General features: G+C 58.0%; 4 protein-coding genes. 3 read left to right on the forward strand and 1 reads right to left on the reverse strand.

Annotation, left to right across the window (positions count from 1 at the left end; genetic code table 11):
• Positions 1 to 5: 5 nt before the first annotated feature.
• A complete protein-coding gene (locus tag ACYZTR_RS12570) occupies positions 6 to 8,687 on the reverse strand; it encodes a GH36-type glycosyl hydrolase domain-containing protein (protein ID WP_461979694.1) in 8,682 nt (2,893 codons plus the stop codon).
• 182 nt (positions 8,688 to 8,869) lie between these two features.
• Here ACYZTR_RS12570 and ACYZTR_RS12575 point away from each other — a divergent pair, with 182 nt between their 5' ends.
• The 3 genes from ACYZTR_RS12575 (at position 8,870) to ACYZTR_RS12585 (ending at position 14,932) form a co-directional block, all read left to right on the forward strand.
• Positions 8,870 to 9,352: a response regulator gene (locus ACYZTR_RS12575; RefSeq protein ID WP_461979696.1), complete on the forward strand. Its 483-nt coding sequence runs from the start codon at positions 8,870 to 8,872 to the stop codon at positions 9,350 to 9,352.
• Between the two features lie 82 nt (positions 9,353 to 9,434).
• The gene (locus tag ACYZTR_RS12580; RefSeq protein WP_461979211.1) at positions 9,435 to 13,985 is read left to right on the forward strand and encodes a PAS domain S-box protein; all 4,551 of its coding nucleotides are present in this window, start codon (positions 9,435 to 9,437) and stop codon (positions 13,983 to 13,985) included.
• Positions 13,985 to 14,932: a diguanylate cyclase gene (locus tag ACYZTR_RS12585; protein ID WP_461979213.1), complete on the forward strand. Its 948-nt coding sequence runs from the start codon at positions 13,985 to 13,987 to the stop codon at positions 14,930 to 14,932. Before ACYZTR_RS12580 ends, ACYZTR_RS12585 begins: the two co-directional genes overlap by 1 nt.
• Positions 14,933 to 14,938: the final 6 nt, after the last annotated feature.

Raw genomic sequence — 14,938 nt, forward strand, 5'->3', positions numbered from 1 at the left:
CCCTGCTACAACGGTCGTTCAGAAGTTGATGTGACCCGCCCCTCATTAACTGCCGCAGATTTCGGGCAGGTCGCCAAAATACGGTGTTCGATTCCATCGTCCAGCAGTCCTAACGTCGCATCGGTGAGTCGCTTGCCATCCAGACTGAGTGTGTGTGTTGCGTCTTCGTTTTGGCGCACCTCGATGTGGTAGAGGGTTGCACCGAACCAATAGTGGAGGGTGAAACCCGGCCAATCGGCTGGCAGCACCGGTTCAATGCGCAGCGAGTTGGCGCAGCGTGTCAATCCCAGCAGTGATTCGACGATCAGGCGATACATCCAGCCCGCCGATCCGGTGTACCAGGTCCATCCACCGCGTCCTGTGTGGGGCGCAACCCCGTAGACGTCGGCGGCCATCACGTAAGGCTCAACCTTGTACGTTTCGATTTGTGCAGCGCTGCGACGGCTGACGGGATTGATCATGCGCAGCAGCTCCCACGCCTTGTCGCTGTCGCCGAGACGGGCGAAGGCCATACTTGCCCAGATAGCAGCGTGCGTGTACTGGCCACCGTTTTCGCGTACGCCGGGTACGTAGCCTTTGATGTAACCGGGATCCAGTGCACCTTTGTCGAACGGCGGGTCCAGTAATAACACCACGCCGGTATCGCGCCGGACCAAGTGCAGATCCAGTGAATCCATGGCCGTTCGGCGCCGTACCTGCGATGCAGCCCCGCTGAGCACCGACCAGCTTTGCGCTATGGAGTCGATACGACATTCCTCGTTACTCGCAGAGCCCAATACCTGGCCGTCGTCGAAGTAAGCGCGGCGGTACCAAGCGCCATCCCAACCGTGATTTTCCAGGCTCACACGCAAGGTTGCCGCCTGGTCGTTACAACGCTGGGCGAAGACCCTATCGCCTTCCAGCTGCGCAGTACTGGAGAATTGCAGCAGCACCTCGTAGCCGAAGAAGCCAAGCCAGATGCTCTCACCAAGGCCTTGCTCGCCCACTCGATTCATTCCGTCATTCCAGTCTCCGCCCCCCATCAACGGCAGCCCATGGGATCCGCGCTTGAGGCCATGCTCAATGGCGCGCACGCAATGTTGGTAGAGGCTTTCCTGGAGTTGCGAAGTGCCGGGCAGATCGTAGTAGGAGTCTTCGCCAGCATTCAGTGCGCGTCCCTCGATATAACCCACCACTTCGCTCAGTACACTACGATCACCGGTGATGGACACGTAGCGGCTGGTTGCCAGGGGCAGCCAGAGGAAGTCGTCGGAACAGCCCGTTCGCACACCCCGACTTTGCGGTGGATGCCACCAGTGTTGTACGTCGCCTTCGGGGTACTGATGCGCGGCGCAGAGCAGCAGGTGTCGGCGCGCGGCAGCCGGGTCGGCATGGATCATTGCCATGCTGTCCTGCAATTGATCACGAAAGCCAATGGCTCCGCCGGATTGGTAATAGCCGCTACGCGCCCAGAAGCGGCACGCGATGACCTGATACATCAGCCAGCCGTTGACGAGCACATCGATGGCTGGATCGGGCGTCTGAATTTGTATGGCCCCCAAGGTCGTGCGCCAATGCAGACGCACAGCGTCCAGTTCACCCTCCGTGGCCTTGGTGCCGCGGTATTTTTGCACCAGGTGGGTGGCTGATTTGGCGTCCTGCCCGGCGCCGAGACGGAACACCACGTCCTGACTTTCGCCGTCCGCCAGTTCCAGTGCGACCTGCATCGCTGCGCACGGGTCGAAACCCCCACCACACCGTCCGGACAGTCGGGCACGAGACAGTGCTGCAGGCGTTTGCAGGGTTCCGTTGCGACCCATAAATTCGGCACGATCACCGCTAAAACTGCGCCCCGTCGAGTCCGTGTCGAGAAAGGCGACGCGCCCGGAGAACTCGATCGAAAAGGCGTTGCGCGCGAATAGCGCGCCACTGAATGGGTCCACCTCCGTGACCACATGCATGGCCGACTTGCTGCGCAAATCCCCCAGTACCCACTCCACATAGCACGTTGTCGACAAACGCCGCGGCCGGCCGCTGGTATTGCGAATTTTCAGGCGCGAGAATTTGATCGGTGCATCCAGCGCCACATAGACCCACAACTCGGTATGGATGCCGTCCTCTTCATACTCGAATACGCTGTAGCCGAAACCATGGCGAGTACGGTAAAGGCCACTACCTGGGCAGGGTTGCGGGGTCGGCGACCAGAAGTGGCCGGTATCTTCGTCGCGCAGGTACAACGCCTCACCGCTGGGGTCAGAGATCGGGTCGTTATGCCAAGGGGTGAGACGATATTCGTGAGCATTCTCGCTCCAGGTGTAAGCGGCGCCGCTTTCGGAAATCACCGTGCCGAAGTGCGCATTGGCCAGCACATTGGCCCAAGGCGCGGGTGTGGGTTGGCCTGGTTGCAGGGTCACGACGTATTCGTTACCGTCCGGGCTGAAGCCACCGTAGGGATTGCTCAATATCAAGGCAGGGTCGGTTTGTGCGGCAAAAACCACAGGGGGTTGCTCCACTCGCACAAGACTCGGTTCGAGCCTGGGGAGCAAAGGATCCGCGCGGCGCCGATGGACCTGATCGGCCAGGCTGCCGTGGCCGTCATTGAGTACCAGGCGGGCCACCGATAGCATCAGTGTCCGGTCCTCGCCCGACAACTGTTGTGCCTGGCGCACAAAAATCCCGCCAGGACGGTCGACCAGGCTCGCTTCACTGCCCGAGGTCACCAGTCCCATAATCAGGTCTTGCAGTTGCTGGCGATAGCCGGCCTGATCCTCGTTCCAGATCACCAGATCGACCGACAGGCCCTTCTGACGCCAATAGGCATGAGCTTTGACCACCTGCTGCACAAACTCGATGTTAGCCAGATCGCTGATTTGCAGCAGCACGATGGGTAAGTCGCCCGATATCGCCTGTCCCCAGAGGTTGGACTGGTTACGCCGGTTGGCCACTAGCACGCTGCTCTCGGCCCGTAATGCAGCACTGGCGTAGATGATCGACGCGGCCATCTGCTCGAACAGACGTGCGTCGCTCAATGAAGCGTTGAGCTGGCGCAGCAGCACCTGGCTATGGGTCCAGGCCAAGTCAAAGACGCGATCGGCCAGATGACGGTCGCGGTACTTGTCGATCAGGTGCAGGCAGTTGTCACGGCTGTCGGCAAGGCCGGTCACCAGGTCGATGGTCGCGGTCTGACCGGGGTCCAGGGTGATGCGACAACGTATCGCTACAATCGGATCAAGTACCGGGCCGGCGGTTCCTGATAAATGTTCGACCTCATCGTCCAGTGCCGCCGGGGTCACGACACTGCGCCCGCGACCGATAAAGCGCGCACGGTCGGTCTCGTAGGAGAGCGCATCGACATCTACACCATGCGCTGCCAGCAAATGACACATCCAGGGCACTGTTTCCTGGCTGGAACGTGGCCGACGCGTGCAGATGATTGCCTGCAGCGGGTGCAACAGCTCGGTCTGCACGAACAGATTGCTAAAGGCTGGGTGCATCGCATCGCTGATGGCCGAAGCCAGCACTACCTCGGCGTAGCTGGTGAGTTCAATACTGCGGCGCGCTTGCGCGCGGTTGGTGATGTGCAAGCGGCGCAACTCGATGTCGTCCTCCGGTGATACGACGATTTCGGTATGCGTGTCGAAGTCTTGCTCACGTACACGGAATTCGGCACGGGCATCAGTGAAGATGGCTTCGTAGCTTTCCGGATGGCGCAACGTCGGTTGGTGCGCAGCGGACCAGAACGTGCCGCTTGCAACATCGCGCAGGTAACAAAACATACCCCAGTTGTCGCAGGTGAAATCTTCATGCCAACGGGTGACAGCAATCTCGTTGCTGCGGCTGTAACCTGCGCCGGCACTGCTGACCATCACATGGTAGCGGCCATTGGAGAGCAACTGCACCGCAGGGCGTTTGCGGTCAGGATCGGAAAAGACTCGCAGCTTGGTTTCATGTATTCGTGATGCCCGGTCCGCAGCCGGCGCGCTTGCGGCATGCAGGTACTGTGCGGCGGTCTTCGGCACACGCTCCTGCAACAGCAGGGTGGTCGCCTGGAATTGCGGGTCGGATTCGAAACGTCGCTGCATCGGACGGTCAAGTAGCAGGAACGTCAGCGCGAGCAGGCTCATGCCCTGGTGATGCGCCATGAAGGAATAGACGACTGCGCAACGCTGCCCGCGTTGCAAGCGCGCCTCGGTGAAATCCACGGCTTCATACAGACCGTAGCGCCCGGCCAGGCCCAGCGCGGCAAGTCGCTGCAGGTTCCGGCACGAGGCCTCGGGGGCCACCATCAGCGCCAGGGCGCTGGCATAGGGGGCGACAACGGTGTCTTCGCCAAGGCCTCGCTTGAGACCCAGGCCTGGTACACCGAATGCGCGATACTGGTAGCTGGAGTGAGCATCCTGAACGTTGTAACCCGACTCGGAAACCCCCCAGGGAATGCCCAACTGATTGCCGTACTCTATCTGCAAGGCGACCGCTGCGCGGCAGGTCTGGTCGAGCAGGGTACCTTCGTAGTTGGGCATTACCAGCATGGGCATCAGGTACTCGAACATCGAGCCTGTCCATGACAGCAGCACGGGTATGCCGCCGCTGCTGGTGAGCAGCCTTCCAAGGCTAAACCAGCCTTCTTGTGGTAACTGGCCTTGAGCGATAACCACATAGTTGGTCAGTCGCGCCTCCGAGGCCAGCAAGTCGTAATAACCCGTATCCAGCTTATGGTCGCTGGCGTTATAGCCAATAGCGAAAAGATTGCGCCGGGCATCATAGAGAAAGGAGAAGTCCATGTTCGCCAGGGTGTCGGCCAGATTGGCCAGGCGGGTGACCGAGGCAATGCGCTGCACAGCCAGGCGCTGCACGGACGTCACTTGAGCCTGCTGAGCCGGCAACCAGCGAGCGACATCGAGTTGCGCCAATTGGCGCCAGCTGAGTGCCAACGGCTCTGCCCTGTCGATGGCGGGCGGCAGTCTAAAGCGCAGCAACTCGGCCTGCAGATCCTGACATTGCGCGCACAATGCCTTGAGCCAGAAAGCGGCCTCACCGACCGTCGCCAAGTCGCTGAGGGCAGTGGGTGCATTCATGCGCTCCAGCAAGGTCAGGAGCGTCTCGGGGGCGTCGTCAGGGTTCGAAACAATCCGCGCCTGCGCCACGAGCGCTTCGTCTTGCAGGGTTCGTACCTCGGCGTCGTCCAGGCCCGCGGTGAGCAGCGTGTCTTGCAGCACATTCAGGGTGTCGATCAGCCCATTGACCACCCGCAGATCCAACAGTGGCGCATCAATAAGGTCCAACAGCCCTGGGCGCAAGGTCAATAGCAGCCCTGCCAGATTCCCGCTATCTACCGTCGATACGTAGAGCGGTGGCAAGGGCTTGAGCGTCAAGGTGTCATACCAGTTGTAGAAGTGCCGGCGGTAGCTCTCAAGGCCAGCCATGCTGGACAAGGACTGATCGAGACGCTCCAGCAGCCGCTCGCCACTCAGATAGCCAAAATCGTGCGCGGCCAGATGGGACAGCAGCGCCATGCCCATATTGGTCGGCGATGTACGGTGTGCAATGGCAAGGTGGGGCTGCTCCTGGATGTTGTCAGGGGGTAACCAGTTGTCGGCCGGACCAACGTATTGATCGAAGAACGCCCAGGTTTTGCGCGCCAGGGAGCGCAGGAAGCGCAGCTCCTGCACTGAAGGATTGAACTTCGCCCGGGGGGAAGGCCGGCTGAGCCACCAAGCGACAGCCGGGCTCGTCAGCCACAGCACCAAAAAGGGTCCGGCCAAGGCGAGCACGTTCGGAGTGGGTAGTAACAGGACAAAAAGGGCCGTCGTCAGCAATGGGGCTATCCACATTGTGCGGTACAGCTCAGATAGCGTGTTGCTGTCGCTGCGTTCCACTTCCCGTGAAGGGTTCCACTGCAACAGACGACGCTTGCTGATCAGCATGCGCCACAGCGTACGGCCGATTGCATCCAGGCTGTATAACGCTTCGAACGGCAGCCAGACCAGAGGAAGGACCGCCCGCATAAAGTGTTGGCTGGAGGTGCCCAGGGCAGCGGTCAAATGCTGTTCGATCGGAACGTCGACGGTTTTGTGCATTAGCTCGTGCAAGGCGCTCGACAGCGGTGGGATCAGTACCAGGATAAGCACCGCGAATGTCCACGAACCAGGCTCCATTGCTCCAAGCCAGCCCCACAGCAACATTATCAGGAAAGCGCTCGGCTCCAGACTGCGCCGAAGATTGTCAAAAATTTTCCAGCGCGCCACGGCGCAAAGACGATTGCGCTCTAGCCCTCCACCTGCCTTGGGCGTCCAGGGCATGACCCAAGGCAGCAACTGCCAGTCCCCGCGAATCCAGCGATGCCGGCGCTTGACGTCGGAGCTGTAACGGGTGGGGTATTCTTCGAACAGTTGCACGTCGCTGAGTAACCCCGAGCGGGCATAACACCCCTCGATCAGGTCGTGGCTCAGGATGCGGTTCTCCGGGAAACAGCCTTCCAGGGCGTGCTCGAAAGCATCCACGGCATAGATTCCTTTGCCAATGAATGAACCCTGCTGGAAAAGATCCTGATAAACGTCTGAAACAGCGCGGGTGTAAGGATCGACGCCTGCATCGTTTCCGAACAGTCGGGCATAGGAAGAGCGCGCAGTGCTCGGCAGGCTGATGCCCACTCGCGGTTGCAAAATCGCATAACCGCTGCTGATATGGCCCTGATGCGGATCGAACACGGGGTGGTTGAGCGGGTGCTCCATCGCGCCGATGCATCGCTGTGCAACATCACGCGGTAATTGAGTATCAGTGTCGAGGGAGATCACGTAACGAACGGCAGTCAGCGCCTGGATATTGCCCACAATCAGTGAAAAGTACTCCTGGCCCCGGCCTCGCAGCAGGGCATTGAGCTCGGCGAGTTTGCCGCGTTTGCGCTCATAGCCCATCCAGGTGTGCTCGGCCTCGTTCCAGCGTCTTGGTCGGTGAAACAGGAAAAAGCGGTCGTTGTGTGGGTCGGGGTATTTCTGATTTAACCCTTCAATCAACCGCCGTGCCAGCAACATCAGGCTCGCATCCTGCTCCAGCTCCTGGGTGGGGGCATCCATGAAATCGGTGAGCAGGGCGAAGTGCAGATTGGCATCCCGATTGGCCAGGAAGCGTACTTCCAGGCCTTCGACCAACTCTTCGACATCCACGCAATGGGCTATCAGGGTGGGAATGACCACCAACGTGCGCGCTTGCTGCGGGATACCCTGGCTGTAGTCCAGTCGGGGAACAGTGCAGGGGGGCATGGTGATAGTGATCAGCCAATTGACCAGCCCGATGGCCAAGCGGCTGGACATCAGCAGCGTGGGTATCGCGAGCAATATCAGCAGGTATCCAGGCCTTGCGTCAAGATAAACGGCCTCAAGGAAAGGCCAGGCGAACAGCATTGACAAGATCAACACCAGACCCAAGTAGAAGGTCAGCGGTGCGCGAAGCAGCAGGCGTGGCCATTGCTCGCCCAAGGGCACTCGAGCGGCGATTTGATGCTCGAGTTCATTGAGTCCAGGGCCCACCAGGTAGTAACCCACATGTGCAGCCACATCACCCTCGGGCGGGGGCCTCACCCGGGCATCGGCCAGGGCGATGGCCGCTTGTGCGACGCTTTTTTCAGCCTGGTCACAGTTCCTGGCCAAGCGTTCGACCACATGCCGATAGTGATCACGGGTCGCGAAATCCATACGCGCGTAGACCCCTGCCGGGTCTGTGCGCAACACATGCTCGACGTGGCTCAGCTGTTCGACGAACTCCTGCCAGTCGATGGCCGACAGCAGACGCAAGCTGGCGATGCTGTTGCTGATGGACACCTGATCGGCGGCTTGCTGCTGGGCATCCACCTGTACCAGGCGCTCAATGTTGAGTCCTGACTCGCTGAGCATCTGCTCGATCCAAGCCAATGGCAGTATCAGCGCGGCACTTTGCCCTTGTAACCGTCGCGCCAGTTCAGCGACGAATGATGAGGTCATCGGCGGCTCCGAGCGCGCCATGTCAGCTACCGTCAGAACCACGCTTTTGGCATCGCGCTCGGCGGTTTCGATCAAGTGATCGGCCCAGTCATTGGCCAGGTTGCGGTCATCCCAGTTAGCCATGACTCGCGAAGCTACTCGCCGCAGATTCTCGATCAGAGCCAGGCGTAACATGATCGGAATCGCCCACAATTCGCCGAGTGTGAGTGGTGTTATCGTCTGATAGAACACTACAAAACGGCTCAGACTCTCCTCATCGACCCTGCCGTCGCCATGTGAAATGGTCTCCAGAGCGATGTCGTAGACCCGTGGCAATCCTGCCGACGGGCCATCGGCCAATTGCGGCAACTCACGGCTGTAGCCTCGGGGCAGGTGAGACTTGGTGGTGCGGATTTGTTCTTCGACCAGATAATAGTTGTCCAACAACCATTCCGCTGCCGGTGTTGCACGCCGGGCGGACAACGGTGCCGCAGTGAGCGCCTTGCAGCTACTGGCTAGCGTCGTCTCGTTGTCGGCCAGGCGCGCCAGCAGCGAGTCTTTCGCCGTGCGGCCGCTTATACGGTGCTGTTGAGCCAGTAGTGTTCCATGGCTGGCCATCTGTTCGGCGCTGAACAACTCCGAGCGCAGCAGTGATTCGTACTTGAATTTACGACGTGATTCGCTCCACTGGCGATAGTAAATGGCAGGCAGACGCCAGAACCGGAAGAAGACGTGGGTCCAATGACTGTCCATGTTTCCTTGCATGACATGCCCTCGACGAATGGAGTGATGAGGGTGGGAGTTGCTCCCGACGCAGCTCATGACCTGATGGCTGCATCACGAGCACCTTGCAGCACACAACTACGGCAGGCTTGGAGCCTGCCAAAGGCGCTGCTCGATGTTTGTATGCCTAGCGAGCATAGCCGCGTCAGCGGCTGTATGCCTGGCAGCAGAGTGCCTACCCGATGGTCATGGCCGACTGGAATCTACCGGATGCCAGCGGAGTAAGCCTGTTGCAAACGATTCGTGCACAGGAACTGAAAATACCGCTGGTTATGATCACCGGACGTTCCGATCGTGAAAGTGTCTTGGCAGTCAAGGCTTTGGGGGGCAGCGCTCTTTTTACAAGCCGTTTCAAGTGTCGCGTGTCGTTGAATGCCTCAAAGCGCTCCTTCCTGCCGATACGTTTGTGCCTCCATCGAAAGACTTCAACGATTGGCGGGCCTGGTCTGAGCGCATTCGGGGACACCGACAGGGCATCTCACCGCAGAAAAGCCGGACGAGGATTTTTTGTTATTAAATACAAGGGATTTGCGAGGGCCAAAGGAATGTGCGACAAGACGTTTATCTATATTTGCGTTCTGTTCCCTTTGCTCAAATCTGCACATTTTTATCCACGGGGTTCATGGTTAATGTGATGCATGCAAACTAAGTTACAGACGCTCTCAACAGGGTTCTAACTTTAATATTGAAGGCTTGAAGGTCTTCTGCAATGGGACAATGCGGGTGAGAAAACATAAGTTTTTTGCATTGAGTTGGGGCGTAGCTATCACTCTGGTGGTGGGGTTAGGGGCAAGCATTCTGGGTGGATGGATCCTCGATCGCATCAACGAGCAGCAGGCTCAAGAGGCGATCGCCGCGGCTACCGAGGAAGCGGCAGAGTTGGTTTTAACTCGCCTCGATCTTTACCAATACGGATTGCGTGGCGCTCGTGGAGCGGTGCTGACAGCGGGTGAGCATGGCATCAGTCGCGAAGTTTTTGGCCAATATCACCAAACGCGCGACCTCGCCGCCGAGTTCCCCGGCGCAAGTGCTTTGGGCTTTATCAGGCGAGTACCGGAGCGCGATGAACGCGAGTTTCTCAAATACGCTCGGGCCGATGGCAAAGCCGATTTCTCCATTCGTCAATTCTCACCCCATTCAGGCGAGCGTTACGTTGTCCAGTATGTCGAACCGGCTGAGGGCAACCAGCCTGCAATTGGCTTGGACATAGCGTCGGAAACAGCGCGGCGAGAGGCTGCCCAATCCTCGATACAAAGCGGTATGGCACGGATTACCGGCCCCATCACTCTGCTGCAGAGCACCGCGAAACCGCAGCAGTCTTTCCTGGTGTTGATGCCCATCTTTCGCGGCGGAGTGACTCCGATGACCGTTGCTGAACGAGAGGCCGCCGCCTTTGGGTGGAGCTATGTCGTGTTGCGGACAGAGGAGGTACTCAGAGGCCTGCGCATAGAAAATGAGACGGTGCATCTGCGATTAAGGGATATCACTGTCCCTGGGCATGAGAAGCTGTTTTATGAAAGTACCAACGACTCGACTAGCCATGAAACGCTAATGACACACCAGGTGGAGCGCGAGGTATACGGGAGGCGATGGCAAGTTGAACTCAGCGCGCACCCGTTGTTCATCCAGCGCCTGCATCAGGTTTCACCAAAGGTCGTCCTGTTGGTGGGTGGTTTGCTTACTCTACTTCTGGCTACGCTGGCGGGTGTAGCGAGTGTCAGCCGGCAACGCCGGCGGCAGATATTCGCCGGACAGGCAAGGCTGGCCGCCATCGTCGAAAGCTCGGCCGATGGCATTATTGGAAAAACACTCGATGGCATCGTCACCAACTGGAACAAGGGGGCCGAACACCTTTTTGGCTATACCGCCGAGGAGGCTGTGGGGCAGACGCTGGTCAGTCTGGTTGTTCCTGAGGAGTTTGTAGCTGAAGAAGCCCATATCCTTGCGCGCATAAGGGCCGGGGAGAGTATCACTGGCTTTGAAACCCAGCGCCGCCGTAAAGATGGCCGGCTGATCGATATCTCCGCCAGCATCTCACCCATTAATGGCGAGGGTGGTCGCGTGGTTGGAGTCTCCAAGACGTTAAGGGATATCTCGGCGAAAAAAGTAGCTGAAGCCCGCATTCTTGAACTCAATTCAAACCTGGAAGAGCAAGTTGCTCAGCGAACTTCCGAGTTGCGGCATCTCAATCTATTGTTAGGCACCGTGCTGCGCTCGGCCACTGAGGTCTCGATCATTGCGACGGATCTCGACGGCGTTATCCGTGTGTTCAACAAAGGCGCCGAGCAGTTGTTGGGCTATCACGCCGATGAGTTGCTGGGGCAGCGCACACCTGAATCGATACATGTGCCAGAGGAAATCGCTGTTCGTAGCGTTGAACTGAGCGAGGAGTACGCTCAGGCAATCGATGGTTTCCGTGTGTTTACCCATAAACCTGAGCTTGAAGGTGCAGAAACCCGAGAGTGGACTTACATACGTAAGGACGGCTCGCGGTTTCCTGTCACGCTGGTGGTCACCTCCATGCGTGATGACGACGGGAAATTGAGCGGCTACCTGGGCATCGCGGTGGACATCACCGAACGTAAAGCGGCGGAAAGGGAGCTGGCTGCGAGCCTGCAGACAACACAGCAACAACGTAGTGAACTGATGGCGATTCATGATCAGTTGCTGATGGCTGCTGAAGTAGCCGAACTGGGCATCTGGTCATGGACGTTGGCGGACAATGCCTTGCAGTGGAATGACCGCATGTTCGAGTTCTATGGTCAGCCACTGACGTTGCGCAATAATGGTCTGGATTATGAGCACTGGTATTCGCGAGTTCACCCCGACGATGCGGTGGCAGCGGCTGAAAAGTTGAGTGTCGCAGTCGAGGGGAGTGGTGTGTACGACACCACTTTTCGTGTCGTTCGCCCGGACGGCCAGATCCGTTTCATACAGGCAGGCGCGCAGGTCGAACGCAGTCCGAACGGTGCGGCTTTGCGTGTGACGGGTATCAATCGGGATATAACCTCCCAGCGCGAGCTGGAGTCAAATCTGCTGTATGCCAAGGAACAGGCCGACACCGCGAGTGCAGCCAAATCGTCGTTCCTGGCCAACATGAGCCACGAAATACGCACGCCGATGAACGCCGTGCTGGGCATGTTGCAGTTGGTGCAGAACACTGACCTCAATGGTCGTCAACTCGACTATGTGACCAAAGCACAGTCCGCTGCGAAATCACTGCTGGGCTTGCTCAATGACATCCTTGATTACTCCAAGATTGAGGCTGGCAAGCTGCAACTCGACGTGCACCCATTCGAACTCGAGTCGCTCATGCGTGACCTCTCCGTTGTGCTGGCCGGCAACCAGGGCGAAAAAGAAGTCGAGGTCATGTTCGACCTGGACTCCAATCTACCCAACGACCTGATAGGCGATAGCCTGCGGCTGCAACAGGTGCTGATCAACCTGGCGGGTAACGCCCTCAAGTTCACGTTGGAAGGCCAGATCGTGGTCAGCGTCGAGCAACTGAAGCGCACAGAAAACACTGTGAGCTTGCGCATCGCCATTTCTGATACAGGTATCGGTATCAGCCCGGAGCAACTTCAGCGCATTTTTGAAGGATTCACTCAGGCCGAGGCTTCAACCACCCGTCGCTTTGGCGGCACCGGTCTGGGCTTGGTGATCTGTAAGCGGTTGGTCAGCTTGATGGGCGGTGAACTTCAGGTGGAGAGCCAGCAGGGGATGGGAAGTCGCTTCTGGTTCGATATCACTCTGGATGTAGCGCCGAAATCGCTGCTGAGTTCTGACTGTCCTGGAGTCGATGTGTCCATACGGATACTGGTCGTCGACGACAACGCCATGGCGGGTGAATTGCTGTTGCGAACCGTTCATGCATTAGGGTGGGAGGCCGACCACGTGAGTGGTGGCACGCAAGCAGTGGAATGGGTGAAAACCGCCCAGGCGAGAGGCGAAGCCTACGACGTGGTACTGATGGACTGGCGGATGTCCGATATGGATGGGCTGAGCGCTGCGCAACTGATCCATCAGCAGGGCAACGGCGTACCGCCTCCAATGATCATTATGATTACCGCTTACGGCCGTGAAGTGTTGGCCGACGCAAGCGAGATGGGAGACGCTCCCTTCGTGGGGTTTCTCACCAAGCCTGTCACGCCCAAGCAGTTAGCCGACGCTGTTCAGCGAGCACTCAACAGTAATGGCCTTGCGCAGTCACTCCCGTCCAAGTCAACTGTTGACAGGCCGCAGCGTCTGGCCGGGCTGCGGCTATTGGTGGTGGAAGACAACGTGCTTAATCGGCAGGTTGCCGATGAGTTACTGACAGGAGAAGGTGCTCAAGTGACGCTGGCTGAAGGTGGTCTGGAAGGGGTGAGCAGGGTGATGGCTGAGAAGGTGCCCTTCGACGCCGTGTTGATGGATATCCAGATGCCGGATATTGATGGCTTGGAGGCGACCCGTCGCATTCGATCGACTCCACGTTTTGCAGCGCTGCCGATCGTGGCGATGACCGCAAATGCCTCCAATACCGACCGTGAGGCCTGTCTTGCTGCGGGGATGAATGAGCATGTCGGCAAGCCCATAGATCTGGAACAACTCGTCGCAACATTGCTTTTTCAAGTGAGTCTTGAGAATCGCCAGGCATCTCCAGGCTCGGGCCAAGCCAATACAGGAGAAGGCGTGATCGAGTCGCGTGCATCGATCATTAGCCGCTTTGGTGGCGACCTCGATTTGATCCGCAACGTGCTGCGTAACTTTGGCCCCGAGCTAGAAAAACTGCTTGGCCGGTTGCACGATCAGATCCAGCGGCGAGACGCATCGGGGGCAGCTTTCGTGCTCCATTCCATTAAAGGCAGTAGCGGGACCATGGGGGCCAAGGCGGTGTCGCTACTGGCCGGCGACCTGGAGCACAAACTGAAGTGCGCAGATGCAGAGTCTGTAGCGCGCATCTTTGCTGACGCAACATGGTTTGATGAATTGAGCAGGGTACTGCAACAAAGTCTGGAGCAGATGAATGTCGACTTTGGTCAGAGCCCGAGCTTACAGGTCTGTGTTGACTCCGAATTGATGGCGCTCGCGCAATGGCGAGAATCCCTTGAGGAGATTTTGCTGTTGCTGGAAGCGGGCAACCTTCAAGCCATAGAGCTGGCAGACGCATTGGCGTCAAAAACGCCGCAATCCCTGCGCCCACAGTTCGACGAACTGGTTGTCATGGTGCAGTCGCTAGACTTTTCTGCTGCGATGCCGATTGGTCGTGAACTGTTGAGATCTGCCTGATGGAAAAATCGATGGAAACCTGGTTACCACATCCCCATAACCGTCCAAAGCTCCTCATTGTCGACGACCAACCGATTAATATCCGGGTACTCCATGAGTTGTTTCGTGAGGACTGTGATGTGTTCATGGCCACCAGCGGTGAGCAGGCGATCACGGTATGCCAAACCCAACTACCCGATCTGATTCTGCTGGACGTGGTTATGGAGGGAGTGGACGGGCATGAAGTATGCCGTCGACTCAAGGCTGACCCTGCGACCCAGGACATCCCCATCATCTTCATTACCGCACAGCAGCAGGAGTCGGATGAGGTACTAGGTCTGGAACTTGGCGCGGTCGACTTCATCAGCAAACCCATCAATCCAATCATTGTTAGAGCCCGTGTGCGAACACACCTGACCCTGAAACTACAGAACGATCTGCTGCGTTCCATGGCATTAATGGATGGCCTTACTGGAGTGGCTAATCGACGCAAATTCGATGAGGATATTTTGGCGGATTGGCGCCAGTGCTTTCGAGAGCAAAAGCCGCTGTCGCTCATCATGGTGGATGTTGACTTTTTCAAGCGCTACAACGACCAATATGGGCACCAGGCTGGAGATGGGTGCTTGAAATCTGTTGCCCAAGCGTTATCTGAAACGGTTAGACGCCCCTACGACCTGGTCGCTCGGTATGGTGGCGAAGAGTTTGCCTGCATCCTGCCCAATACAGATCTTTGCGGAGCGGTCCAACTTGCAGAAAAAATGCAAGAGCATATCCGGGCGCTAGGTATCGAGCATTCTGCTTCTGATGTAGCTCGTGTGGTGACTCTTTCTATAGGCGTCGCAACATTGACGCCCACTGACGACTTTGAATTCCAGGCGTTGATAGAAGCTGCGGACAAGCAACTCTATGAAGCGAAGAACGCTGGTAGGGCTCGGGTATGTTCATCTGCAATGTCGTCCAGTTAAGGGTTT

It is taken from the genome of Pseudomonas sp. Hz4 (genome assembly GCF_054898165.1).